This window comes from Paraburkholderia sp. BR10923 (assembly GCF_040948765.1).
Classification (GTDB): Bacteria; Pseudomonadota; Gammaproteobacteria; order Burkholderiales; family Burkholderiaceae; genus Paraburkholderia; species Paraburkholderia youngii.
In genome coordinates, this window is the sequence record NZ_JBFPKO010000004.1 from 193,977 (window position 1) to 217,833 (window position 23,857).

The 23,857-nt window shown below is 64.8% G+C and carries 19 protein-coding genes; 8 read left to right on the forward strand and 11 right to left on the reverse strand.

Annotated elements, in window-relative coordinates:
- Window positions 1-66 precede the first annotated feature (66 nt).
- Window positions 67-2,286, reverse strand: a complete 2,220-nt coding sequence (locus tag AB3X94_RS09390; RefSeq protein WP_368611381.1) for a GNVR domain-containing protein — start codon at window positions 2,284-2,286, stop codon at window positions 67-69.
- A 221-nt stretch (window positions 2,287-2,507) separates the two neighbouring features.
- Here AB3X94_RS09390 and AB3X94_RS09395 point away from each other — a divergent pair, with 221 nt between their 5' ends.
- On the forward strand, window positions 2,508-2,891 hold the full coding sequence (locus AB3X94_RS09395) for a hypothetical protein (protein ID WP_368611382.1): 384 nt from the start codon (window positions 2,508-2,510) through the stop codon (window positions 2,889-2,891).
- A 397-nt stretch (window positions 2,892-3,288) separates the two neighbouring features.
- Here AB3X94_RS09395 and AB3X94_RS09400 read toward each other — a convergent pair whose 3' ends face one another.
- The 8 genes from AB3X94_RS09400 to aspT (AB3X94_RS09435) all read right to left on the reverse strand — a co-directional run bounded on the left by AB3X94_RS09400 (window position 3,289) and on the right by aspT (AB3X94_RS09435) (window position 15,240).
- A complete protein-coding gene (locus AB3X94_RS09400; RefSeq protein ID WP_368588619.1) occupies window positions 3,289-4,533 on the reverse strand; it encodes a glycosyltransferase in 1,245 nt (414 codons plus the stop codon).
- Window positions 4,534-4,625: 92 nt separating this feature from the next.
- A complete protein-coding gene (locus tag AB3X94_RS09405) occupies window positions 4,626-5,510 on the reverse strand; it encodes a polysaccharide deacetylase family protein (protein ID WP_176379075.1) in 885 nt (294 codons plus the stop codon).
- Between the two features lie 61 nt (window positions 5,511-5,571).
- Entirely contained in the window at window positions 5,572-6,825 is a 1,254-nt protein-coding gene (locus AB3X94_RS09410) for an FAD-dependent oxidoreductase (protein ID WP_176109442.1), read from the reverse strand.
- A 36-nt stretch (window positions 6,826-6,861) separates the two neighbouring features.
- Complete coding sequence (locus AB3X94_RS09415) at window positions 6,862-7,851, reverse strand: carboxylate--amine ligase (protein WP_368611383.1); 990 nt, start codon at window positions 7,849-7,851, stop codon at window positions 6,862-6,864.
- Between the two features lie 717 nt (window positions 7,852-8,568).
- Window positions 8,569-9,792 carry an alanine--glyoxylate aminotransferase family protein gene (locus AB3X94_RS09420; RefSeq protein ID WP_368611384.1) on the reverse strand — a complete coding sequence of 408 codons (1,224 nt, stop codon included), beginning with the start codon at window positions 9,790-9,792 and terminating at the stop codon, window positions 8,569-8,571.
- Window positions 9,793-9,949: 157 nt separating this feature from the next.
- Window positions 9,950-11,614 carry a bifunctional aspartate transaminase/aspartate 4-decarboxylase gene (locus AB3X94_RS09425; RefSeq protein WP_368611385.1) on the reverse strand — a complete coding sequence of 555 codons (1,665 nt, stop codon included), beginning with the start codon at window positions 11,612-11,614 and terminating at the stop codon, window positions 9,950-9,952.
- Window positions 11,615-11,737: 123 nt separating this feature from the next.
- Window positions 11,738-13,420: an aspartate-alanine antiporter gene (gene aspT, locus AB3X94_RS09430; RefSeq protein ID WP_176109445.1), complete on the reverse strand. Its 1,683-nt coding sequence runs from the start codon at window positions 13,418-13,420 to the stop codon at window positions 11,738-11,740.
- Between the two features lie 134 nt (window positions 13,421-13,554).
- The gene (gene aspT, locus AB3X94_RS09435) at window positions 13,555-15,240 is read right to left on the reverse strand and encodes an aspartate-alanine antiporter (protein WP_368611386.1); all 1,686 of its coding nucleotides are present in this window, start codon (window positions 15,238-15,240) and stop codon (window positions 13,555-13,557) included.
- Window positions 15,241-15,701: 461 nt separating this feature from the next.
- On the opposite strand from aspT (AB3X94_RS09435), the gene AB3X94_RS09440 reads away from it, so the two are divergent.
- Entirely contained in the window at window positions 15,702-16,697 is a 996-nt protein-coding gene (locus AB3X94_RS09440; RefSeq protein ID WP_368594645.1) for a 2-hydroxyacid dehydrogenase, read from the forward strand.
- A gap of 44 nt (window positions 16,698-16,741) precedes the next feature.
- Here AB3X94_RS09440 and AB3X94_RS09445 read toward each other — a convergent pair whose 3' ends face one another.
- The gene (locus tag AB3X94_RS09445; protein WP_368611387.1) at window positions 16,742-17,362 is read right to left on the reverse strand and encodes a hypothetical protein; all 621 of its coding nucleotides are present in this window, start codon (window positions 17,360-17,362) and stop codon (window positions 16,742-16,744) included.
- 100 nt (window positions 17,363-17,462) lie between these two features.
- On the opposite strand from AB3X94_RS09445, the gene AB3X94_RS09450 reads away from it, so the two are divergent.
- From AB3X94_RS09450 to AB3X94_RS09470, 5 genes are all read left to right on the forward strand, one after another.
- Complete coding sequence (locus tag AB3X94_RS09450; RefSeq protein ID WP_368611388.1) at window positions 17,463-18,296, forward strand: crotonase/enoyl-CoA hydratase family protein; 834 nt, start codon at window positions 17,463-17,465, stop codon at window positions 18,294-18,296.
- A gap of 34 nt (window positions 18,297-18,330) precedes the next feature.
- Window positions 18,331-18,723 carry an SRPBCC family protein gene (locus AB3X94_RS09455; RefSeq protein WP_176109449.1) on the forward strand — a complete coding sequence of 131 codons (393 nt, stop codon included), beginning with the start codon at window positions 18,331-18,333 and terminating at the stop codon, window positions 18,721-18,723.
- 173 nt (window positions 18,724-18,896) lie between these two features.
- Complete coding sequence (locus tag AB3X94_RS09460) at window positions 18,897-20,054, forward strand: MFS transporter (protein ID WP_368611389.1); 1,158 nt, start codon at window positions 18,897-18,899, stop codon at window positions 20,052-20,054.
- A 70-nt stretch (window positions 20,055-20,124) separates the two neighbouring features.
- Window positions 20,125-20,673 (forward strand): hypothetical protein, encoded by a 549-nt coding sequence (locus AB3X94_RS09465; RefSeq protein ID WP_368611390.1) that lies wholly within the window; start codon window positions 20,125-20,127, stop codon window positions 20,671-20,673.
- Between the two features lie 40 nt (window positions 20,674-20,713).
- On the forward strand, window positions 20,714-21,874 hold the full coding sequence (locus AB3X94_RS09470) for an MFS transporter (RefSeq protein ID WP_368611391.1): 1,161 nt from the start codon (window positions 20,714-20,716) through the stop codon (window positions 21,872-21,874).
- Window positions 21,875-21,926: 52 nt separating this feature from the next.
- Here AB3X94_RS09470 and AB3X94_RS09475 read toward each other — a convergent pair whose 3' ends face one another.
- On the reverse strand, window positions 21,927-22,301 hold the full coding sequence (locus AB3X94_RS09475; protein ID WP_368611491.1) for a hypothetical protein: 375 nt from the start codon (window positions 22,299-22,301) through the stop codon (window positions 21,927-21,929).
- Here AB3X94_RS09475 and AB3X94_RS09480 point away from each other — a divergent pair.
- On the forward strand, window positions 22,261-23,793 hold the full coding sequence (locus tag AB3X94_RS09480) for a PQQ-binding-like beta-propeller repeat protein (protein WP_368611486.1): 1,533 nt from the start codon (window positions 22,261-22,263) through the stop codon (window positions 23,791-23,793). The two genes, AB3X94_RS09475 and AB3X94_RS09480, sit on opposite strands and share 41 nt — an antisense overlap.
- The last annotated feature ends 64 nt before the right edge of the window (window positions 23,794-23,857 follow it).

The window sequence follows — 23,857 nt, forward strand, 5'->3', positions numbered from 1 at the left end:
TTCTGATCGGTCCATTCGGGCGCTACGCCCCGCGCCGCGGGAGCGTCACGAACCACGCGCCCGGGTTTAGCGGTCGTACGGTTTGTAGATGTAGGCCGCGTAGCGATAGCGTCCGTAGCCGTAGCTGTAGCGTCCCGGCCGCATCTTCAGTCCGTTCATGATCACGCCGCGCACCGGCAGGCCGACCTTCTGCATCTGGCGGACCGACTCACGGAGCTCGCCGATGCCCGTCACACCCTGACGCGCGACGAAGAACGTCGTACCTGCCACGCACGCGAGCCGCACCGCATCGGCGGCGAGCAGCACCGGCGGTCCGTCGAGCAGCACGACGTCGTAGCCGGTCGCGACCTGGCGCAGCACCGACTCGAGCCGGGTGTTCGACAACACGTCGCTCGGGCTCGCAACCTGGCGGCCGCTCGCGATGAAATCGACACCCTGGAAACGGGTCGCGCGAATCAGCTCTTCGGGGCGGTACGCGCCCTGGATCAGATCGGACAGGCCGGGACCGCGATCGCCGCCGAGATGCCGATGCAGGAAGCCGCGGCGCAGGTCACCGTCGACCAGCAGCACGCGCTTGCCGGTCGCACCGATGACCGCAGCGAGATTCAGCGACACGAACGACTTGCCGATGCCCGGCGTCGGGCCCGTGATCAGCACGATATGGTTGCGCGCCTTGGTCATCGTGAATTCGAGTGCGGTGCGAAAGCCACGCAGACTTTCGATGGCCGGATCGACCACCGCTTCGCCCGCGAGCACCAGCGCCTTCGATTCCGGCCGGCGACGGCTGTGCGCGAAGCGCTCTTCCTGACGGCTGAACGGCACGCTCGCGTAGACCGGCAGACCGGTGCGCAGCTCGACTTCGTACGGATCGTCGATCGCGTCGAACAGACGCTGACGCACGAGCGCGATCACCGAGCCGACGAACACGCCGAGCATCATCGCGCCGACGATTATCAGCAGCGGCTTGGGCCGCACCGGCGTATCGGGCGCGACAGCGCCGTCGACGATGCGCACGTTGCCGGCCTTGCCCGCCTTGATCAGCTTCAGCTGTTCGAGCGTATTGCGCAGCGACGTGTCGAGTTCGGTGCCGACCTGCACGTCGCGCTGCAGGCGCAGCACGTTCTGTTCGAGCGGCGGCAGCGACTGCGTCCGGCTCGCGAGATCTTTCGCTTCCTGTTGCGCCGCGCGCAACTGCGCGTTGACCGACTGCACGGCCGGATGCTGGTCGGTGAAGCGCGACAGCAGTTCATTGCGCTTCTGCTGGAGTTCCGCGAGCCGCGTCTGCGCCTGAACCGACAGCTGCAGCAGGTTGGTCGCTTCCTCGCCGAGATCGACGGTGCCATGCTTCGCGCGGAAGTCGTTGAAGCGCGTTTCCGAATCGGAAAGCTGCTGGCGCATTTCCGGAAGCTGCATTTCGAGGAAACGGATCGAACGCTCCGCTTCCTCGGATTTGCGCTTCAGGTTCTGGCTCACGTATTCGCCCGCGATGGTCCCGAGAATCGCGCTGATCTTATTCGGATCGCTGCCTTCGAGCGACACGCCGAGGATGTCGGACTCCTTGCCTTTTTCGGAGATCGTCAATTCCTTGCGCAGCTTTTCGGTCGTCGTCAGCGCGGACTGGCGCCGCAATTCGAAGGTCGCACCGGGCTTCGCGTCGATCCGGTCGACGACGAGCGTGAGCGGCCCGTAGTTGGTCGTCGCGTTCAGCGCCTGGCCGACCGTGCCTTCGAGCTTCAGCTTGCCGTATTGCAGTTCGTAGGTCGATCCCTCGCCCATCCTCAGCACGAACGGACGATCGAACAGCTCTTCCGGCACATCGAATTTCGACACTTTGATGCGCTCGTTGCCGTACACGTAGCCGTGCGGTCCCGGCGTCGACAGATGATCGGAATGACGGGCGAGCCAGCGGCCGAACAGCGGGAAGTAACGCGGTGCCGCTTCGATGTCGAGATTGAGCTTGTCGACCGCGCGGCCCACCACCATGCGCGAGCCGATCACCTGCGCCTCCCCGGACGTCGCGGTCTTCACGTCGAACATCGCGGACACGTCGCCGATCACGCTCTTGGACGAGGTACCTGCGTTCTCTTCGACCTGCACCAGGATGTCAGCGCGATAGACGGGTTCGGAGAACACCGAATAACCGATGCCGAGCGCGACCGCGATGGCCGTCGTGATGGCAATCAGCTTGCGGTTGTCATACAGCGCATCCAGATAGTTAGCAAAGCCTGCCGGCGGATGTTCGCTGTTGTTGTTCCGGCTATCGAATGGTGCACTGCTTTGGTTCATGCGAGTTCTCCCAAAGTCCCGACGGTTTCCCACTTCTTCCCGGCGCCCGAACCGGCACGTCGCCGCATCCAGTCACGCCCGTGTCCGATCGAGCCGACCGCCTCGATCGGACGGGGGTAGCCGATTTACGCCACATCGGCTACCTTTGTGTGTAACAGCACCTATGCGAGCTCGGCTCTTTTCCCTAACATCGCACCACTCGTGTTCTTACGGAGACCGAAATGAAAAAACTTCTTGCCGCCGTATTACCGGTATTACTGACTGCTCACGTGGGATACGCCCAGAGCATCGTGTCCGCCTCCTCTTCCGCTTATGCCCCGCGTTATGTCGCCAAGCACTCGCAACTCGACGCGATGACGCCTCATGCGGCCAGTTCACCGACGCTCTACGGCTCTCCGTCGGATCTCGCGTACGCAAAAAAGAACCGCTATGTCGCGCCCAACATGTACACCCAAACTAAAAACAGCCTTCCGAAGCAGAAACGTACAAGCGTTGCACAGCCTGTCCGCGGCAAGAACTCAGCGGACCCCTACGGCAGCGATTTGTGGAATTCAGACCAGACCTACGCGTCTCCCGAGACCTCCGATCCGTACAGCGTGCGCTAAGCTGTAGCGCATCACCGTCTGGATCCCCCGTATCGCCGATGTGGCCGCTTGCGGCCACATTCCTGTTTGGGTTGAGCTGACTGCCGGGCCCGGTAGAGATATATCCCCGATTAGCCGCGTCTCGTCCGCCGTTTTTCCACGCAAACGCTCACGACATGCACATGCTCTTGTTTTGATGAGTCTGCCGTTTCGTCGGCGCGCTACAACGCTCGATAAAAAGCCTTTCTTGGCAATCATAATATTCAGAGAGCCCGTCCTTACAACGTTCGGCAGCGCACACAAAAGCCGATTGCTACAGGATTGCTTCAGACAAATCACGCAATAAAAAACGCATGTTTAAAGCGACGATAAGCGTGCGGATATACACGCCGTTCGCCACAATCAGCGCCGACTATTTTCAGGGCGCCGGACGCGGATTATCTGCATAACGCGCGCGCCGGCGCGACGGCGCGATGGGCGCCGAGCTTTCGCCGATGTGCATGATTTCGGCCAGACGCCGCGCGTAATGCTCGGGCAGATATTCTCCGACGTCGTACTTTCTGTGCTCATCGGCCAGATGAACGGCCAACTCGCCGAGCGCCTGTTTCAGACTGCCCGGATCGAACTTGAACTTGATCTTGTTGCCGACCGATTCCGCGGTCACCGCCATGCTGCCGCCATCGCGAATCAGCACCGGCAGGCCGAGCATCGCCGCCTCGACGACGACGAGGGGCGCGTTCTCCGCGCCCACCGACGGCACGACCACCGCATCGGCGAACTCGCGCATCGCGGGAAACAACTGCTGCTGCGGCATCGTGCCGAACAGGATCAGCTTGCGCTCGGCGATCAGCGACGCGTAACGTTCTTCGATCGCCGCGCGATCCGGCCCGTCGCCATACACGCCGATGCTATTGATGCGCTCGAAGCCCGCCGCCTCGCAGAGCGTCAGAAATTGCAGCAGGCCTTTCTCGGGCGAGATCCGTCCGACGAACGCGATGTTGAAGCGTTCCTTGCCACGCACCGTGACGATCGGCATCGCGCTCGGCACCGCCGACGGATTGTGCACGATCACCGTGTTCTCGATGCCCACGCGATGCAGCGCCTGCTGCATGAACAGGCTCGGGCACAAGATCCTGTCGAACACGCGCGCGGGCTGATAGGCCGCGCGTACCGCATGCCACCACGCCTTCGTCATCAGATCGTGCACGAGGCCCTTCGGCGTCGGCCGCAACGTGAGGACCGCGCGGGTGCGCAGCACGTCGAGCGGCAGAATGATCGGCCGCTTGTCCTTGTCGAAGTACTGCAGCGACGGGTTGTAGTAGACGAGGTGATAGTCGTGGCAGGTGTGATACGCGCGGTAACCGAACTGACGCTGGTTGTGCGCGATCACGCTGAGAATCGAAGGCGACAGCACGTTGTGGTAGTTGTGCACCATCAGCCGATGCGGCCGGAAACGGTGCAGCGTCTTTTCGAGCGCGCGCGCGGCGGTCATGTTCCAGGAGCGCGTCAGCATCGTCGAGCGGCCGGAAAACTGGCTATCGTCGAAACGCTCGACCTCGACGCCGCGCAGCGTGCCCAATAGCTCGGCCGATTGTTGATAGACCACTTCCGCGCCGCCCATGTGCGCGTAATCGTTGATCACCAGTACCCTGCAACGCTGCATGTTCCCCTCCTGTTGTCTGCCTCTCGTGCCGTCTCGCGAAGAACCCGGACGGCTTGCCCGGACCAATCGCCTGGTCCGGGCGCTCCCCCTGTTCAAAACTGCGGAAACTTGCCGCGCCAGCCGCCCCCCTCGCGCAGATAACGCAGAAACAGCGCAATGCCGCTCAATTGCGCCGCGAAGCGCAGCGTCGACGCCGCATCGTCGATGATGATCGTGCGCAACCGGTACGGATCGGTGTGCTGATCGTTCCAGCCGATGTCGCAGGTCCGCGCGGTTTTGAAGCCCGCCGCGCGCACGAACTCCACTTCGCGCTCGCCGTAATTGCCGTTCGGATACGCGAAGTGCTCGCACGGCTGTTGCAGCAGCGCCGCAATTTCACGGCGGCTGTCGCTGATTTCGGCCTCGCTTTCAGCGTCGCTGCAATGCGTGAGGATCGGATGGAAGCGCGTATGCGCCTGGAAGTCGACGTGCTCGCGCATCGCCTGCATCTGTTCGATCGACAGGCCGGTCGGCCGGTCGTCGCCGTCCTGCTGGTAGCCTTGAGCCGCCAGCGCGGCGAGGCGCTCTTCGTTCGTCATGCGCTTCAGACGTTCATGGCCGACGCGCAGCGAACCCGGATGCAGCCACCAGTGACTGCGCGGCCGTCCGACGATGCGGCTGCACAGGAAGATCGTCGGGCGCACCTTGTGCTTGATGAACACCGGCAATAGCTTCGCGTTGCCCACGTGGCCGTCGTCGAGCGTGATCGCCACGCGCGGCCGGCCGCGGCCGGGCGCGCTGACGTCGGTCAATGGCACGAACTCGCACAGCTTGCTCAGATAGGTCAGGTGACGGTCGAGCGTGTCCGGATCGGGATCGTGATAAAGCAGCACGGCTACGCGATCGCGCCACAGCAGCTTGCGCGTGCACCACGCGAGCCCTGACATCAACACGAAGCCCGCGAGCATCTCCTTCACGAGCGCCTTGTAGCGCTTCATGCGGGGCCCGCGGTAGCGATCGGACAGGCGCGAGTGCACAGACGCACCCGTTGTTTGGGTCTTATTCACCTGAGCGCTCCGGCATGGGTGCATGGGCGACGGGCCACGCGCGTTGCCGCGAGCCCGCTTTCAACGAGCCGATAAGGTGCCGCGCCACGGTCGGCGACGCGTGCTTGGTTCCATAGACGAAGCGCATCACGGGCCCGAAGCTATGCGCGGACGCGGGTCCGATCACATAGAGGCCGCGCACGCGCGTTTCGTAGTGCGAGCTCAGGTCGGGCATGCCGCCTTGATTCGAAATCGCGTCGGCCAGATCTTTCGACAGGAACGCGTGCTGGCGCATGTCGGTTTTGAAGCCGGTCGCGGCGATCACGTGATCGGCGCTCACGCGTGCTTCCTTGCCGTCGGTCAGCACGTTCAGAACGACGCGGTCGTTTTCGATCGCCGCGGAGCGCACCACGGTGCGATGCGATATCTGTACCTTGCCGACCACGCGATCATGCAGCCACCACGCGCCAGACGCGCCATACGTGTGCTCCATGATCAGCTTGCGGCGTCGCGGGTCGAGCATGTGGAACACGCCGGGAAACTCGGACAGGAACAGCGACCGCCAGCCGCGCCCGAGCCCCGCGTCGGGCCCCTTGATGCGCGACAGGATGTTGCGCCCGCCGTGCGGCCGCTCGTGCCACACCACGCTGCTCTCGCGCATCAGCACGTGCGCGCGTGCGCCGAGCTCGTTGAGCAGCGCGGACAGCCCGAGCGCCGACTGCCCGCCGCCGACGATCGCAATGTCCTTGCCGCGCGCCCACTCGAGGTTGCCGTACAGCTCCGAATGCGACGCATACTGCGGCGGCAAGTCCTGCAGCGCCGGCGGAGTTTGCGCGAAGCCCTTCAGGCCGAGCGCGATCACGACCCGGCGCGCGGCGAGCGAGCGGCCGTCGCTCAGCGACAGCTGGAACTGATCGCCGACGCGGCGCAATGCGAGCACGTCGACCGGCTGGATATCGCCGACCAGATTCGACTGGAACCACAGCCCGTACTCGACGAAGGTTTCGAGCGGCAGCGCCATGCCGAGCGGCCGGTAAGGCAGGCCTTTCAGGCGGCAGAAGTCTTCGACGGTAAAGCCGCTGCGCGGCGCATGCATGCTCGACGCGAAAGCTTCGGAGCGCAGCAGCATGCCGGGCGGCATGTAGTTTCGCCACGCTCCCATCGGTTCCCCGAGGATCTGGTGATCCACGCCGGCGGCCTTCAGATGCGCGGCAAGAGATGACCCGTAGGGCCCCGCGCCAATGATGATGGTATCGGTCAAAGACATTGCTGGTCTCCAGGGGACGGGCTCTCGTCGCCGGCGTCAGGCTTTCGCCTGACGCGACTCGGGCGCCCTGATCGCTTTTTTCCAGCTGCGCTTCATGCGTCGGAGCGGATTCATCACGACATAGTGCTGCAACGCTGGGAACGGATCGTTCCAGCGGAAATAGCCATCGAAAATTTTGGTGCGTTCGCTCAGCAGTTCGGGCGGCGGCCGGTCGGAAAACGTCGCGCGCCACGCAACCGGTAGCCGGCTCGGGCGCTCGACTGGCAACGGCAGGCCGAGTTCATGGCGGTACGCGGCAAGCGGAATGTTGACGCCGCACAGCGTCGCGATCTCCTCCTGCCAGTCCGTGCGGCCGACCGTCGGCTCGACCATCACGAACTCGTTGTAGTTGTCGTCCCACTTGTACTCGATGCTGCCCATGCCGTCGAAACCGGCCGCCTCGGCGAAGCGCCGCGTCAGCGGTTCGAGCGTCCCGCGCGCTTCGGGCGCGGCCACGCAGATCGCGGTGTTGCCGACGCCCGGCGGCGAGCTCAACACCTTGCGGCCGGTGAACATGCTGACCATGTTGCCGTCGGCGCCGCGATAGAACAGCGTGAAGTGGATGTTGCTGTCGGGACCTTCGATCCACTCCTGCGCGATGATTCCGCCTGGTGTCGCCAGCATCGCGATCGCGCGATCGCGTGCATGCTGCAGCGTGTCGACGCGCACCGCGCGTTCTTTCTCGCCACGCAGCACGTTGCGCTTGTCGTCTGGTTTCAGCACGCACGGGTAGCGCAATTCGGCCAGCCATTCGATGTCGGCAAGCTTTTCGAGCACGACTGAGCGCGGCACCGGAAAGCCGTGGCTCTGTGCGAATTCGTGAAAGCGCGCCTTGCTCGACAACATCTTGACGGTGTCGTCGGCGGGCAAACGGAATCGATACCAGTGCGACAAAGCCAGCCGATTTTCCGACACCGCATGCACCGCGTCTTCGTCGGTCAGAATCAGAACCGGCAGACGATCGAACCGCTTGCCGAGTTCGATCATTTCGTCGACGAATATTTTCCCAACAAAACTTTTTATCTGATGCGCATGAACGTGTCGGCACCACGTCGCCGCGCGGCTCCTCGTATCGACTGCGACAACCGGAACGCGGGCCTGCGCGAGCGATCGCGCCACCCCCAGTCCGTTCAACTCTGCTCCAACAATAACCCCTGCCGATTGACCTGAGTCGTATGCGCTCGCCATAGTGTCGATTTCCTTGCTTCGTACGTGCATGGGCCCTCGAAGACATGCTTCGAGACTCCACGCGATCGAACTATCGAATCGGATAGAAATCCTTTTTATCGCCTCGCGGGGGCGCTTCGGCGTTAAAGCTGTGTTTCGGCGGAAAGCATGCATGAGCGCGGCAGGCGCGTCCTGGCACGCGCCGTGTGTCGAATCATGGTCTTGCGATTTACCGCAGCGAGCGCATTGCGCTGCGCTCGCCGTGACCTACTTTACGTTTCCGCCTGATCTCGATACGTGCGCCGGCGCACAGAGAGCAAAAGAAAGTATGAACAGAAAAAACCCTTTCGAAAGGCGCTCAGCCTTATTGCGTAAGGGTTTCGCCAATTATGCATTTGTTATGTAAAAACGTTGCGAAGCATTAATTTATTGCAACGCGATAATGGCGGAAAAAAACTTTCTAATGGGACTATAAAGTGCTGGATCGCACAAAAAATACGCGCTGCGAATGCTATTCGTAGCGCGTCGGAAAATGCCTTATTTACCTTCGCTCAATCCGCGTTCGAGCGCCGCGACACCCGCCGGCAGATCGACCTTGACGCCAAGATCGACCATCGTGCGGCCGAGCGCGTGCACGGTGCGAAACAGGTTGTGCTCGCGGCACTGCTCGCCCATCTGGCCGATCCGCACGATCGGCAAACCGAACGAGCCAGCGATTTCCACCTGATGCTGTCGCGAGATATGCGCGCAGACGTCGGCGGGACTCAGGCCGTCAGGCACCTCGATGCCGATCACCGAGTTGAGCCGGCAATTCTCCGGCGCATACAGTTGCAGGCCCATCGCGGTGACGCCCTGCTGCAACGCGAGCGAGCATTTCAGATGGCGCGCGAAGCGCTTCTCCAGCGTTTCCGCGCAGACGAGCCGCAGCGCCTCGTGCAAAGCGAGTACGCCCGACACCGGTGCCGTGTAGTGATAGCCGGCGTTGTGCCAGAAGTTTTCCGCCAGCGACGCATCGAGGCACCAGTGCGTGTTGGGCACCGTGCGGCCTTTGACGCGCGCCCACGCCGCGTCTGAGAACGCGATCAGCGACACACCCGGAATCGACGACAAGCCCTTCTGGCCGCCGGTAATCACCGCGTCGATGCCCCAGTTGTCCATTTCGAGCGGCATCGTGCTCAGCGTGCAGACGGCGTCCACGATCACGAGCGCGCCGGCTTCCTTCGCGAGCGCGACGATGTCTTTCAGATGATGGTTCCACACGGTGTTCGAAGTCTCGCCCTGCACGACCGTGACGACCTCGGGACGCTCGCGGCGCAGCGCGTCGGCGACCTGATCGAGACTCGCGACCGTGCGGTCCGCGACTTCGAGCGTGGTCACCTTCGCGCCGACGCGCCGGCCCATTTCGCCCATGCGGTCGCTGAAGAAGCCGTTCTTGATGCACAGCATGCGCGTGCCTTCCCACGCGAGATTGCAGATCGCCATCTCCATCGCGCCCGATCCCGGTCCTGCCACGCCGAGCACCCACTTCGACTGCGTCTGGAACACGTAGCGCGCCATCGTCTTCACCTGGTTCACCACCTTCGCCATCGTGCCGCCCAGATGGTTGATCACGATCGCATTGGCCTTCGCGACCGCGGCGGGAATCGGCACGGGACCGGCGCCCATCATCAGCAGCGGTTCTTCGGGAAGGATGGCGTCGAGCGATTCGACAGCCGGACAGGGGACGGACGAAGCAACGGTAGTAGAGGTTGAAGTCGGCATGATCGGTGTGTGAAGGTGAAGCGCAAAGGAGCGAACGGCCTCGCCGCAGATATGCCGCTCGAGGCCGTTCGTCCGATCATTCACCGAACCGCGCGATTGCGCAAGTTTTTTGGCCAGGGTCGCGGGCCGCCAGGCGCGACCGGTACACCCTCGCCAGTCACTTCATCACCTTGCTCTTGTCGAGCTTGCTGCCGGTCGCCGCGTTGTAGCGCTCGACATACTCCTCGATCAGCTTGCGCATCGCCCGACCGATCTTGCGATAGTCGGACTCGTTCAGATTGGCGAGCGACACGCGCCCCGACGGGTGCTGGGTGCCGAAGCCGCGGCCCGGCAGCAGCACCACGCGCGCCTCGCGCGCGAGCCGGAACAGCAGCTCGGACGGCTCGGTGTTCTTCAGCAGCCAGTCGACGAACTCGCGCCCGTAGGCTCTTTCACCGAGGAATTCGATGTCGACGATCGTGTAGTAGTCGACCTGGTTCGGATCGTCGTCCTCGAACGCGATGCCCACTTCTTCGTACAGCGCCTGCTTGCGCTTGCGGATCAGGCGCTTCAGCGCGTTCTTGTACGCGTCGGGCGTGTCCATCAAGGAGAACAGCGAGAACAGCACCATCTGCACCTGCTGCGGCGTCGACAACCCGGCCGTGTGATTGAGCGCGACGGTGCGGCTGTCGGCCACGAGCCGGTCGATGAACTTCAGCTTGTCGGGCTCGGTCGTGATCGACTCGTAGCGACGATGCAGCTCCTTCTTCACGTCGGCCGGCAGTTTGCCGATCAGCTTGTCGAGCACGTTGTCGCGATGCGTGGCCACCGCGCCGAGACGCCAGCCGGTCGCGCCGAAATACTTCGAGTACGAATAGACGAGGATCGTGTTCTTCGGCGCGAGCGCGAACAGCGACACGAAGTTGTCGGCGAACGTGCCGTACACGTCGTCGGTCAGCAGGATCAGATCGGGCCGATCCTTGACGATATCCGCGACGTGCTCGAGGCTCGCGTCGTCGATCTTCACCGACGGCGGATTGCTCGGGTTCACGAGGAAGAACGCCTTCACTTTCGGATCGCGCAGCTTGTCGAGCTCCTGCTTCGAGTACTGCCAGCCGTGCGCGACGTCGGCATTGATATGCACGACTTTCAGCTGATAGTCGTTCAGCGCCGGGATCTCGATGTACGGCGTAAAGATCGGCATGCCGAGCGCGATCGAGTCGCCCGCCTTGATCAGATGGTTCTCGCGCATCGTGTTGAAGATATAGGTCATCGCCGCAGTACCGCCTTCTACGGCGAAGATGTCGAACTCGCCGATGAACGGATGCTTGCCGATCATCTCGCGGCGCAGATACTGGCCGACGATGATTTCCGACAGCTTCAGCATGCGGTCGGGCACCGGGTAGTTCGACGCGAGAATGCCCTCGCACATCTCATACAGAAAGTCGGTCCCGGACAGCCCGAGCTGATCGCGCACGTACGACACCGCGCCGCGCAGAAAGTCGATGCCGGGCACGCCGCGGTTCTCGCGTATGAACAGGTCGAAGCGCTCCGCGAGTCCGTCGCGGCGCGGAAAACCGCCGACGCCTTCGGGCATGTACGCGAACGAGCGCTCGGACTCGCGCATCGCGAACAGGCCGAGCTGCCAGAAGCCGTGGCGAGGGATCGTCGCGAGAAAGTTCGGATTGCCACGGCCGGCGTTGAGCATCGCGATGTTGGCGGCCCGCTCGACCGCGCCGCCGCCGGCGGCCTTGATCAGTTCGTCCTTCAGTTCGAACGGGCTCAGCGCGGCAAGACCCGCGTCCACGCCCGAGCGTTTCTTATCGCCCTTCTCTTTAGCCATGATGCGTTCTCCAGTGAAGAGGTGAAACACGCCGGCGTGGCGAGGGGTCCCGGTTGCGGCCGGCTACAGGGATCGATACGCAACGGCTTTCGACAACCGTGCGATCAACGTCGGGGGAGCGCGCTACACGAGCCCGACGACCAGCGGCCCGAGCAGTGTCAGCGCGACGTTCGCGATCGCATAGGTGATCGCGAACGGCACGGTCGGCACCGCGCTTTCGGCCTTATCGAGCACGCCGCCGAACGCCGGGTTGGCGCTGCGCGAACCGGACAGCGCGCCGGCCAGAATCGCCGCGTTGTTGTAGCGCAGCACGTAACGGCCGAACAGCATCGTCAGCAGAAGCGGAAACAGCGTGACGAACACGCCGAGCAGGAAGATGGTCACGCCGCTTTGCTTGACCGTGACGACCGCCTGCAGGCCCGAGTTCAGACCGACCACCGCGACGAACGCGGCGAGCCCGAAGTCCTTCAGCAATTGCGAAGCGGCCGACGGCATCACGCCGTACATCGGATGCTTGCCGCGCATCCAGCCGAACAGCAGGCCCGCCAGCAGACAGCCGCCGCCCGAGCCGAGCGTGAGCGGCACGCCGCCCACGTTGACGACGATCAGCCCGATCAGCAGACCGATCACGAGGCCGACGCCCATGTAGATGAAATCGGTCTTGTTGCTGTACGGCAGCTCGTAGCCGGCAGCTTCGACCGCGCGCTTGGTATCTTTCGGCGCGCCGTAGAAGGTGATCACGTCGCCGTGCTGCAGCTCGGTTTCGGGCAACACCGGCAGCGGCTGCCCGACGCGCGTGATGCTCTGCACGTAGACGCCGTGCCGCATGTCGCGATCGATCATCTGGCGCGCGGCCGCGATCGTCGTGTGATTCATGCCCTTGCGCGTGAACACGCCTTCGCGCGTCTGCATCACGACGCCGATGTCCTCGGCGTCGCCGACCTCGTTGCCTTTCGCGCCGAACGCGACGACCGCCTCGCGGCGGCCCACGACGAGCACGATGTCGTCGGGTTGCAGCACGAAGTCGGGCTTCGGCTCGATCTGCTGGTTACCGCGCTTGACGCGCTCGATCGTCAGACCTTCGCCGTGCAGCGACTCGACCGCCTGCACGCTCTTGCCAGCGCTGAAGTCGATCCGGTATGCGCGCCCGACCAGTTCGGGCAGCGCCGCCACCTGCCCCGGTCCGCGCGTCGGCGCGCCCGACGACAGCTCGCGCTCCGCCTCGATCGACGCTTCGCGCAAGCCCTGGCCCATGAACTTCGGCAGGATGTTCACGCACACGATGATTGCGCCGAGCGAACCGAACACGTAGGTGACCGCGTACGCGATCGCGACGTCCGATTGCAGCGATCTGACCTGATCGGCGGGCAGGCCGAGCCGCGCGATCGCGTCGCCCGCGGTGCCGATGATCGCCGACTGCGTGAGCGCGCCGCCCGCGAGTCCGGCCGCGAGCCCCTTGTTCAGATGGAACAGCTTCGCGCACACGACCACCGTGATCAGCGCGGTGACCGCGAGAAACACGGCCATCGCGATCTCGCGCAGCGTCTTGCGGTTCAGCGAGTTGAAGAAGCCGGGCCCGGAGTCGTAGCCGACCGCGTAGATGAACACCGCGAACATCACCGCCTTCACGCCGTTGTCGACCGTCACGCCCGCCTGGCTGATCACGACCGCCGCGAGCAGCGAGCCGCCCACGCCGCCGAGCTGGAACTTGCCGAAGTTGATCTGCCCGATGAAATAGCCGACCGCGAGCGACAGGAACAGCGCCATCTCCGGTGACTTGTGAAAGATGTTGTGTAGCCAGTCCATCGCGCCCTCGCTGAGTAGTTGTCGGGTTCGTTGGCGATACCCGGCACGGGTACGGCGCGCACCTGTGCGGCGCGAGCGCCTGATTTGCCGCGACGTGCGAAACGCCGCGCGGCATGCGGCTTCGGCAAGTCCGGCTAGCCGAGCTTGCCGGCGAGGCCCACCACCACGGGCCCCATCAAAGGCAACAGGATGTTGGAGAGCGCATAGGTGATCGTGTAGCCGATCACCGGCGTGGAATTGCCGGCCACGCCGACGAGCGCGCTGATGGCCGGCGTACTGCACTGCTGGCCCGCGATCGCGCCGAGCAGCATCGGCGCTTCGAGCTTCAACAGCGCATGGCCGACCCATAGCGACAGCAGGCCCGGCACCAGCACCATCAGGATGCCGGCGAGCGGCAGCGCGAGCCCGTACTCGCGCACGAGCTTGATCGCGTCGGGACCGGCCGACAGCCCGACCGCGGCGATGAACGTCGCGAGTCCGAAGTCCTTGAGGATCTGCGCGGCCGCTGACGGCAGCGAGCCGACCAGCGGATGGCGCGAGCGGACCCAGCCGAACAGCAGGCCCGACAGCAGACAGCCGCCGCCTGTACCGAGCGCGAGCGTCACGCCGCCGATCGTGCCGCCGAGCCGCCCGATCGCCATACCGACCAGCACACCGACGCCGAGATAGACGAAGTCGGTCTTTTCGGTCGGCGGCAATACATAGCCGAGCCGCTTCGCGCCACGTTCGACGTCGGCTTTCGCGCCGACCAGCGTCAGCACGTCGCCGCGATGCAGATCGGTGCCGGGCAGCGCGGGAATCGTCGATTCGAGCCGCGTGATCGCGGCGATATAAACGCCGCGCGCGTTTTCCGGCTTGGCCTGCGCGCGCAACTGGGCGACCGTCATCCCATCGACGTCGGGCCGCGTCAGCACCACGTTGAGTCGTTGCGCGAACACCTGGCCGAAATCGGCGCCCAGCACCTCTTCACCGAGGCCAGCCGACGCCGCCGCGACGACCGCCGCGCGCCGTCCGGCGACGAGCACGACATCGCCGGCCGCGAGCCGCATCTCCATGGCGACCGGCAGGTCCGCGCCGTGGCGCTCGATCTGCTCGACGGTCAGGTTGTAGCCGTATTGCTCCTCGAGCGCGCGCACCGTGATGCCGGCGGCCTTGCCGATTCGAAATGCGCGGCCGACGAGCGCCGGCGCGGCCGCGCTCTGTCCTTCGCTGAACGCGCCCTCGCCGCCGAGCTTGCGCCACACGCGCTCGGCTTCTTCGCGCAGATTGACGCGCAGCAGCAGCGGCGCGAACTGGCTCGTAAACAGCACGATCGTGACCAGGCCGAACAGGTAGCTGACGCTGTAAGCGGTCACGATATTGGCCTGCAGACGCTGGGTTGCCGCGTTGCCGAGACCGAGCTTCGCGATCGCCTCGGACGCGGTGCCGATCACCGCCGACTCGGTCGCCGCGCCCGCGAGCAGTCCAGACGCGGTGCCGACGTCGAGCCGCAGCACGCTGACCGCGATCATGATCAGCACCAGCACCGAGACGATTTCGATCAGCGACAGCAGCCCATAGCGCCAGCCGCGCCCGATGTTCGCGAAGAACTGCGGCCCGCCGGTGAAGCCGAGCGCGAAGATGAACAGCGCGAACGCGATGTTCTTCAGGTCGGGCGCGATGCGCGCACCGCTCTGCCCGAGCACGAGCGCGACGATCAGCGTGCCGCACACGCCGCCGAGCTGAATCGGGCCGATATGAAACGAACCAATGAAATAGCCAATGGCGAGACATGCGAATAGTGCGATTTCGGGTTGCGATCTCAGCAATTCACCGATCATGTTGGCTCGCCGATTTACAGTTGATTAACGAAAAACGGAACACCAACCGTTTGAAAACCGAATCAAACCGTCTGACAAAGGTGACGCGATGGTGACGTCGCGCGGGCAACGGGCGCGATGCACGACACCTCAAAGAACGCTGCGATGACAGGAGAACCACGCAATGGATGCCGGAAGCGCCGCACAGCGGGCACCGGCGCGCCTGGACGAACGCACCGCCAGGCAATGCCGGCGGTGAAACGATTTCCCGAACGCCCGACAGTTACTCTTTCATCGCGAAGTCGCCTAACATCGTGGAAAAGATAATCTGCTGTTTGGCCAGTTTCTCGCCGCATGTTTGTACATGCTTTGTTCGGAATGCTCGTTATTTGATATTGCAGTTCGGCACCCCTGTCAATGTTATTTTTTACGAAAACCGACTTCGCAAATCACGTCTAAAGCACGCTTCTTCGGAGCCTCATATGCGCACGATCCTGTTCAGCAGTCGTCAATACGACGTCGATACATTCACCGAAGCCAATGCCGCGCATGGCTATGAACTGCATTTCCAGGAATCCCCACTCGACAGCGAGACCGCGATCCTCGCGCATGGCTACGACGTGGTCTGCCCGTTCGTCAACGACAACGTCGACGCCGCCACGCTCGAACGGCTTCATGCGGGCGGCACGCGCATGATCGCGCTGCGCTCGGCGGGCTTCAATCACGTCGACCTCGCCGCGGCCGAGCGGCTCGGCCTGCCGGTCGCGCGCGTGCCGGCCTATTCGCCGTATGCGGTCGCCGAGCACGCGGTCGGGCTGATTCTCGCGCTGAACCGGCGCCTGCCACGCGCTGTCGCGCGCACGCGCGAAGGCGACTTCTCGCTGCATGGGCTGCTCGGCTTCGACCTGCACGGCAAGACGGTCGGCGTGATCGGCACCGGCATCATCGGCCGGGTATTCGGGCGCATCATGGCGGGTTTCGGCATGCAGGTGCTCGCCTACGACCCGGGGCCGCACGCCGACGAACTGATCGCGCTCGGCGCGCGCTACGTGCCGCTCGATACCTTGCTCGCCGAATCGGACATCGTCAGTCTGCATTGCCCGCTGCTGCCCGACACCTATCATCTGATCAACCGCGCCGCGCTCGCGAAGATGAAGCGCGGCGCGATGCTGATCAACACCGGGCGCGGCGGCCTCGTCGAGGCGAATGCCCTGATCGGCGCGTTGAAGGACGGCCAGCTAGGCCATCTCGGGCTCGATGTGTACGAGGAAGAAGGCGGCATCTTCTTCGAGGATCATTCGAATCTGCCGCTGCAGGATGACGTGCTCGCGCGTCTGTTGATGTTCCCGAACGTGATCGTCACCGCGCACCAGGCGTTCTTCACGCGCGAGGCGATGACCGAGATCGCGCAGACCACGCTCGCGAACATCGCGGCGTGGCAGGCGGGCACGCCGCGCAACGTCGTGCAGGCGGGGTAGCGGTGATAACCGGGGCCTATGCGAGTTGCCGAGGACCGCGAAAGTCAGACGTCGCTGTCGCCCAGTTGGGTCGCGCGAATCTCGGTGCGGGCATCATCGGCCGCGCCGCACAGCTCACGCAGCAATGCCGCCTCGCGCTCGTGCACTTCGACCGGACACCAGCGCGCGCCCGCCTCGGCCAGATAGCGCGCGCGATGCTGGCCGTTGCGAAACGCCACCACCCCCTCGCGCTCGATGCCGATCCAGCCGAGCAGTCCCGGCGCTCGTCGCGTGGAGATCGTCACGTAGGGCATCTGCGGAATGCGCGCGCTGTCGGGATCGAGAAACTCGCGAATGCCGCGGACCTTGCCCGCGTGCCATTCGGCGACCGGCTTCAGCACGTAATCGGTGTTGTCGCGATTCGCGCACACGAGCAGCTTGCGCAGATCGACGAGCACCACCTGGTGACGCGTGCCGTCGGTGACGAATACGCGCTTCAGACGCACATGGTCGTACCACGAATGCTCGCGCAACGGCACGATCCAGACCGTTTCGGCGCTGCCCGGCACGGCGACCGGCGATGTATTGGGCAAAGGCAGGGACAAAGGCACACTCGGCAAGCTGACGGCAGGACGCCAGCGCATTAATAGAGCGCTCACGCTACGAGCCGGATGTGACGAAAACATGACGGCCTACCGGATTAATTGCGCTGCATGAGCGGTTGGCAACACCGCCTGATCAGCAGGCGAATACGGCGCTTCAGATACCCTTCAGGTATACATAACGATGATAGCCACCGAACATTTCAATAGCCACGTGCGAATCGAATCGCATGACGTCAACGGCGTCGCGACGATCGTGCTGGACAGGCCCGCGCGGCGCAACGCGGTCGACCGGCAGGTGGCCGACGCATTGAGCGCCGCGTTCAGCCGCTTCGAGGCCGAGCCCGCGTGGCGCGCGGCCGTGCTGTTCGGGGCGGGCGGCACGTTTTGCGCGGGCGCCGACCTGAGCGCACTCACCGACGACACGCGCCGCAACGAACTGCACGCCGACGGCAGCGGCCCGGGTCCGATGGGACCGACACGCACACGCTTCAGCAAGCCGGTGATCGCCGCGATCGCCGGCTACGCGGTCGCGGGTGGACTCGAGCTTGCCGCGCTGTGCGATCTGCGCGTCGTCGAGGAAGACGCGGTGCTTGGCGTGTTCTGCCGGCGCGTCGGCATTCCGCTGATCGACGGCGGCACGATCCGGTTGCCGCGGTTGATCGGTTTGTCGCGCGCGCTCGATCTGATCCTGACCGGCCGCGCGGTCGATGCGCGCGAGGCCCTCGCGTTCGGGCTCGCCAACCGCGTGGTGCCGAAGGGCGAAGCGCGCGCGGCCGCCGAGCAACTGGCAGCGGAGCTCGCGGCGTTTCCGCAGGCGGCGCTGCTCGCCGATCGCCGCTCCGTGCTCGAGAACAGCGCGCTTGAAGATCTCGCCGAGGCGTTGCGGCGCGAAGGCGCGGGTGGCTACGCGGCGGTCTTCGCCGAGGGCGTGGCGGGCGCGGCGCGCTTTGCGTCGGGCGCGGGCCGTCATGGCGACAGGTTCGACGCGGATCAGCCGGCGCCGCCCAATCGTTGAGACATGCTTACCTGAATCGAAGAGAGGAACTGCGATGGCTACGATCTACCGGGAAATCGCCGTGGAAACCGCCGCGGCCGATGCATGGGCCGCGCTGCGCGATCCCGCCGACGTCGCCCGCGCGTTCGCGGGCGTTCTGACCGAGGCGCGCATGGAAGGCGAGCTGCGCTGGGTCACGTTCGCCGACGGCACGGTGGTCGAGGAACGCGTGATCGCCGTCGACGATGCGCACCTGCGGCTCGCCTACTCGGTGGGCGGCGGACGCTTCGAGCATCATCACTCGACGTTGCAGGTCGTCGCCGACACGCCCACGCGTTGCCGCGTGATCTGGATCAGCGACTTCAAGCCCGACGAGCGCGCAACCGTGGTCGAAATGCTGGTGGATGCGGGCTGCGCGGCGCTGCAGCGCAACCTGGCGCGACACTGAGCGCCGCTTTCCATAAAAACAACAGCCGCCCTGACGGCCTGCAAGGCAGATTCGACTTAGGTAGAATCCCCTACTGTTTTCCCCTATCCGGCGACAGCGTTTCCGCCTTCGGAAACGGCCGCCCGGCGCCTGTTTTTCGCGCCGCTTCACGCGCCACACGCCCCATCATCGCCATGCCTTTGCCTCTGCTTGCACTTGCCGTTGCCGCGTTTGGAATCGGTACCACCGAGTTCGTCATCATGGGGCTGTTGCCCGACGTCGGGCGCGATCTGTCCGTGTCGATTCCGGCGGCTGGCATGCTGGTGTCCGCGTATGCGCTCGGCGTGACGATCGGCGCCCCGATCGTCGCGATCGCGGTCGCCAACATGCCCCGCAAGAAGGCGCTGATGAGCCTGATCGGCGTGTTCATCGTCGGCAATCTGCTGTGCGCGATCGCGCCGGGTTACGCGGTGCTGATGGCCGCGCGCATCGTCACGGCGTTCTGCCACGGCGCGTTTTTCGGCATCGGCTCGGTGGTCGCGGCAGGCCTCGTCGCGCCGAATCGCCGCGCGCAGGCGATCGCGCTGATGTTCACCGGCCTCACGCTCGCCAATGTGCTCGGCGTGCCGCTCGGCACCGCGCTCGGCCAGGCGCTCGGCTGGCGCGCCACATTCTGGGCCGTGACCGGCATCGGTGTGCTGGCGGCGGCCGCGCTCGCGGTGTGCCTGCCCGCGAAGATCGAGATGCACAAGGCGAGCCTCGTGCGCGAGTTTAGCGTGCTGAAGAACCCGCAGGTGCTGATGGTACTCGGCATCAGCGTGCTTGCGTCGGCGAGCCTGTTTTCGACCTTTACCTACATCACGCCGATTCTCGAGGACGTGACCGGCTTCACGCCGCACGCGGTCACGCTGGTGCTGCTGCTGTTCGGCCTCGGTCTGACGGTCGGCAGCACGCTCGGCGGCAAGCTCGCGGACTGGCGGCTGATGCCGTCGCTGCTCGCGTTCCTGATGGCGATCGTCGTGATTCTGTGCGTGTTCGCGGGCACGATGCACGCGCGCATTCCGGCGATGCTGACCGTGTTCGTGTGGGGTGTGCTCGCATTCGCGATCGTGCCGCCGCTGCAGATGCTGATCGTCGATCGCGCGAGTCATGCGCCGAATCTTGCGTCGACGCTGAATCAGGGCGCGTTCAACCTCGGCAACGCGACCGGCGCGTGGCTCGGCGGCATGGCGATCGGCGCTGGCGCGCCGCTGACGACGCTGCCGTGGGTCGGCGTCGCGACCGCGCTGGGTGCGCTGTTGCTGACGTTGTGGTCGGTGTCGATCGAGCGGCGGGTGGCGGTCGCGGGGTGAGCTTGCCGGCCGAAGTCGTGGTTCGAGAAAGCGATCACACCATTCTGCACTTTGCCTATAAACCTCTTCGATGAAGCATCCCACCGTCTACACGACTACCCCTGCCACCGGCGTTTCCGCCGCCATGCGGTGGGATGAACAGAGCTCTACGCTGACCTGTGAGGTCACATATCCGCCTTTGGCTGCGCCGCCGGACCCGCAAAACAATCTCAGCGACTTGCTGGATGCACGCTTCCGCATTGGCGCGCCCCGTTATGTCCTCACGGCGGGCACCTTATCGATGCTTGTCGACCAGCATCACCGATTGACCGGATTGGACTTTTACACCAATCCTGAGCGATGGGCCGTCCGCACGTCCGAACTGGCAGAGCCAAGCGACGAAACTCCACACATCGAGTCAGAATTCGACGCCCACGGACATGCGGACGACATGGGCGCGCCGGAGGTCTTTTACGAGCCTCGCGACGGCACCCTTTATCTGTCGTGGGGTAACGTGTCTCACTGGTACGGTATTGCGCCAACGCTCGCGATCGGCGTCGATGACGACGAGCGTCTCACGCAAATCCGTCTGAGCGGTCTGACGATACCGCCGCGACGCGGCAATCCGCCGATGGGATGAAGATCGCGCGCCCCCCGCACGCGTAGTAGCATCGCCGCCGATGAAAGTCATCCTCACCCGCGATTTCCTCGCGCTGATCCTGAGCGTCGCCGTCGTCGGACTCGGCAGCGGCGCCACCCTTCCCCTCACCGCCCTCGCGCTCGCCCAAGCCGGTTACGGCACCGACGTGGTCGGCCTGATGACCGCCGCGCAGGCGGGCGGCGGTCTCGCCGTGGTGCCGCTCGCCGGCTGGATCGCGGCGCGCTTCGGCGGCCGTCAGGTGATCGTCGGCGCGGTGCTGGTGGTGGCCTGCGCGACCGCGCTGATGCAGCTCACCGCGAACCTGTGGCTATGGGCGCTGCTGCGCGTGCTGTGCGGCGCGGCGCTGATGCTGCTGTTCACGATCGGCGAAGCGTGGGTCAACCAGCTCGCCGACGATGCGTCGCGCGGCCGCGTGATCGCGATCTACGCGACCAACTTCACGCTGTTCCAGATGTCGGGGCCGGTGCTGGTGAGCCAGATCGCGGGCTTCACGCAGGGACGCTTTCTGCTGTGCGGCGCGATCTTCCTGCTCGCGCTGCCGCTGCTCGCGGCGATCCGCGCCACGCCGCATGCATCGAGCGAAGAACACGCCGAGCATGGCGGCTGGCGTCGCGTACTGCCGCGCATGCCGGCGCTCGTGATCGGCACCGGCTTCTTCGCTCTGTTCGACACGATCGCGCTATCGCTGCTGCCGCTGTTCGCGATGTCGCATGGCATTTCGAGCGAAGTGGCCGTGCTGTTCGCGTCCGCGCTGCTGCTCGGGGACACGACGATGCAGTTTCCGATCGGCTGGCTCGCCGACCGGCTCGGTCGCGAACGGGTGCATATCGGCTGCGGCATCGTGGTCGTCGCGTTGTTGCCGCTGCTGCCGTGGGCAGTCGGCTTGCCGTGGCTGCGCTGGCCGCTGTTGTACGTGCTCGGCGCGGCCGCGGGCGCGATCTACACGCTGTCGCTGGTGGCCTGCGGCGAGCGCTTTCGCGGTGTCGCGCTGGTGTCGGCGAGTTCGCTGGTCGGCGCGTCGTGGAGCGCGGCGAGCTTCGGCGGCCCGCTCGTCGCCGGCGCGTTGATGAAAACGGTCGGCCACGATGCGGTGATCGGCGTGCTGTTGTGCGCGGCGCTCGCGTTTCTGGTGGCGGCGTGGTGGGAGCGTCGGCGGATCACGCTGCGGGCGGCGAGTTGACGATTAGACGCTAGTTGCTGGCTTTTACGATCTATACGCCGGGTGATAATCTTCAACCCACGTTGCGCGGGCACTCGACACGGCCCATATTTGGTGGTGCCACCGCAAGCAACGGGGAGTCCGCCATGGTCTCGATGCGCTTGTTGCTCCGTGCCAGCCTGTTGGGCACGGCGATCGCGGTAGCCGCGATCGTCGCCGCAAACTGTGGAGGCGGCGGAGGCGGAAACAGCAGTGCCCCGACGGGCACGAGCGCCGGCGGCAGCGCCTCATCCGGCGCATCGACCCCAGCCGCGGCAAGCGGCGGCAGCACCACCACCGGTGGCACCACGAGCGGCGGCACCGGCACCGGTAGCACCGGCACCTCGGGCAGCGGCTCGGGCACGTCGATGGGCGGTACATCGACGGCAGCCGTGCAGGACGTGCTCACTTATCACAACGACATTGCGCGCACCGGCCAGAACCTCGGCGAAACCACGCTGACGCCCGCCAACGTGACGGCCGCGAAGTTCGGCAAGGTCGGCTTCTTTAGTGTCGACGGCAAGGTCGACGCGCAGCCGCTATTCGTCGCTTCGCTGGCGATCGCGGGCGGCACGCACAACGTGCTATACGTCGCGACCGAGAACGACACCGTGTACGCATTCGATGCCGACACCGGCGCGACCCTGTGGCAGGTGCGCACACTCGGCAGCGGCGAAACTCCGAGCGACGATCTCGGCTGCAGCCAGATCGTGAACACGATCGGCATCACCTCGACACCGGTGATCGACCGTTCGCGCGGCACGCACGGCACGATCTATGTCGTCGCGATGTCGAAGGACGCGGCCGGCGGCTACCATCATCGCATTCACGCGCTCGACCTCGCGACCGGCGCCGAACTGCTGAACGGTCCCACCGAAGTCGCCGTCGCCTCTTACCCGGGCACTGGCGCGGGCAATACGAACGGAGTCCTGCCGTTCACCATGTCGTTGTACGCGGAGCGCGCGGGGCTGCTATTGCTCGGCAGCACGCTTTACACATCATGGACCTCGCACTGCGACCACGGCGGCTATACCGGCTGGATCATGGGCTACGGCGCCGACACGTTGCAGCAGACCACCGTGCTCAACGTGACGCCTAACGGCATCGGCGGCGCGATCTGGATGAGTGGCGCGGGACCGGCGTCGGACGGCTCGTCGATCTATCTGCTCGATGCGAACGGCACCTTCGAAACGACGATGACCTCGAGCGGCTTTCCGGCCAACAACGACTTCGGCAATACGTTCCTGAAGCTCGGCACGTCGGGCGGCCTGTCGGTCGCGGACTACTTCGCGATGACGAACCTCGTGCAGGAGTCCAACGACGACATCGACCTCGGCTCCGGCGGCGCACTGGTGCTGCCGGACCTGACCGACGCGAACGGCGTCGTGCAGCATCTGACGCTCGGCGCGGGCAAGGACAGCACCATCTACGTGCTGAATCGCGATTCGATGGGCAAGTTCAACCCGACGACCGACAACATCTATCAGGAGATTCCCGCGCAGCTGGCCGGCGGCGAGTTCGGCATGCCCGCCTATTTCAACGGGCGCGTGTATTTCGGCTCGGTCGGCGATCATCTGAAGGCATTCACCGTGACCAATGCGAAGCTGTCGATCACCCCAACCGCGCAAAGCGCGATGACGTTCGCCTATCCCGGCACGACGCCGAGCATCTCGGCGAATGGCACGACGAATGGCATCGTATGGGCCGCCGAAAACGGCAACGTCGCGGCACTGCATGCGTTCGACCCGGTCACGCTCAACGAGCTTTACAACAGCAACCAGATGGGCACGCGCGATCAATTCGGCACCGGCAACAAGTTCATCACACCGATGATCGCGAACGGCAAGGTGTATGTCGGCACGACGAACGGCGTGGCCGTGTTCGGCTTGCTGGGTGGGTGAAGCGGACGACGCGCCGGGTCATTGCGACACGGCGCGCCCACGGTCTCGCACAAACGACGAGGGC

Coding starts and splice junctions, on each gene's coding strand:
- AB3X94_RS09390 (WP_368611381.1), bottom strand. CDS start 2,286: ATGAACCAAAGCAGTGCACCATTCGATAGCCGGAACAACAACAGCGAA.
- AB3X94_RS09405 (WP_176379075.1), bottom strand. CDS start 5,510: ATGAAGCGCTACAAGGCGCTCGTGAAGGAGATGCTCGCGGGCTTCGTG.
- AB3X94_RS09425 (WP_368611385.1), bottom strand. CDS start 11,614: ATGGCTAAAGAGAAGGGCGATAAGAAACGCTCGGGCGTGGACGCGGGT.
- aspT (WP_176109445.1), bottom strand. CDS start 13,420: ATGGACTGGCTACACAACATCTTTCACAAGTCACCGGAGATGGCGCTG.
- AB3X94_RS09400 (WP_368588619.1), bottom strand. CDS start 4,533: ATGCAGCGTTGCAGGGTACTGGTGATCAACGATTACGCGCACATGGGC.
- AB3X94_RS09450 (WP_368611388.1), top strand. CDS start 17,463: ATGATAGCCACCGAACATTTCAATAGCCACGTGCGAATCGAATCGCAT.
- AB3X94_RS09395 (WP_368611382.1), top strand. CDS start 2,508: ATGAAAAAACTTCTTGCCGCCGTATTACCGGTATTACTGACTGCTCAC.
- AB3X94_RS09460 (WP_368611389.1), top strand. CDS start 18,897: ATGCCTTTGCCTCTGCTTGCACTTGCCGTTGCCGCGTTTGGAATCGGT.
- AB3X94_RS09415 (WP_368611383.1), bottom strand. CDS start 7,851: ATGATCGAACTCGGCAAGCGGTTCGATCGTCTGCCGGTTCTGATTCTG.
- AB3X94_RS09480 (WP_368611486.1), top strand. CDS start 22,261: ATGGGCGGTACATCGACGGCAGCCGTGCAGGACGTGCTCACTTATCAC.
- AB3X94_RS09470 (WP_368611391.1), top strand. CDS start 20,714: ATGAAAGTCATCCTCACCCGCGATTTCCTCGCGCTGATCCTGAGCGTC.
- AB3X94_RS09465 (WP_368611390.1), top strand. CDS start 20,125: ATGAAGCATCCCACCGTCTACACGACTACCCCTGCCACCGGCGTTTCC.
- AB3X94_RS09455 (WP_176109449.1), top strand. CDS start 18,331: ATGGCTACGATCTACCGGGAAATCGCCGTGGAAACCGCCGCGGCCGAT.
- AB3X94_RS09420 (WP_368611384.1), bottom strand. CDS start 9,792: ATGCCGACTTCAACCTCTACTACCGTTGCTTCGTCCGTCCCCTGTCCG.
- AB3X94_RS09410 (WP_176109442.1), bottom strand. CDS start 6,825: ATGTCTTTGACCGATACCATCATCATTGGCGCGGGGCCCTACGGGTCA.
- aspT (WP_368611386.1), bottom strand. CDS start 15,240: ATGATCGGTGAATTGCTGAGATCGCAACCCGAAATCGCACTATTCGCA.
- AB3X94_RS09445 (WP_368611387.1), bottom strand. CDS start 17,362: ATGTTTTCGTCACATCCGGCTCGTAGCGTGAGCGCTCTATTAATGCGC.
- AB3X94_RS09440 (WP_368594645.1), top strand. CDS start 15,702: ATGCGCACGATCCTGTTCAGCAGTCGTCAATACGACGTCGATACATTC.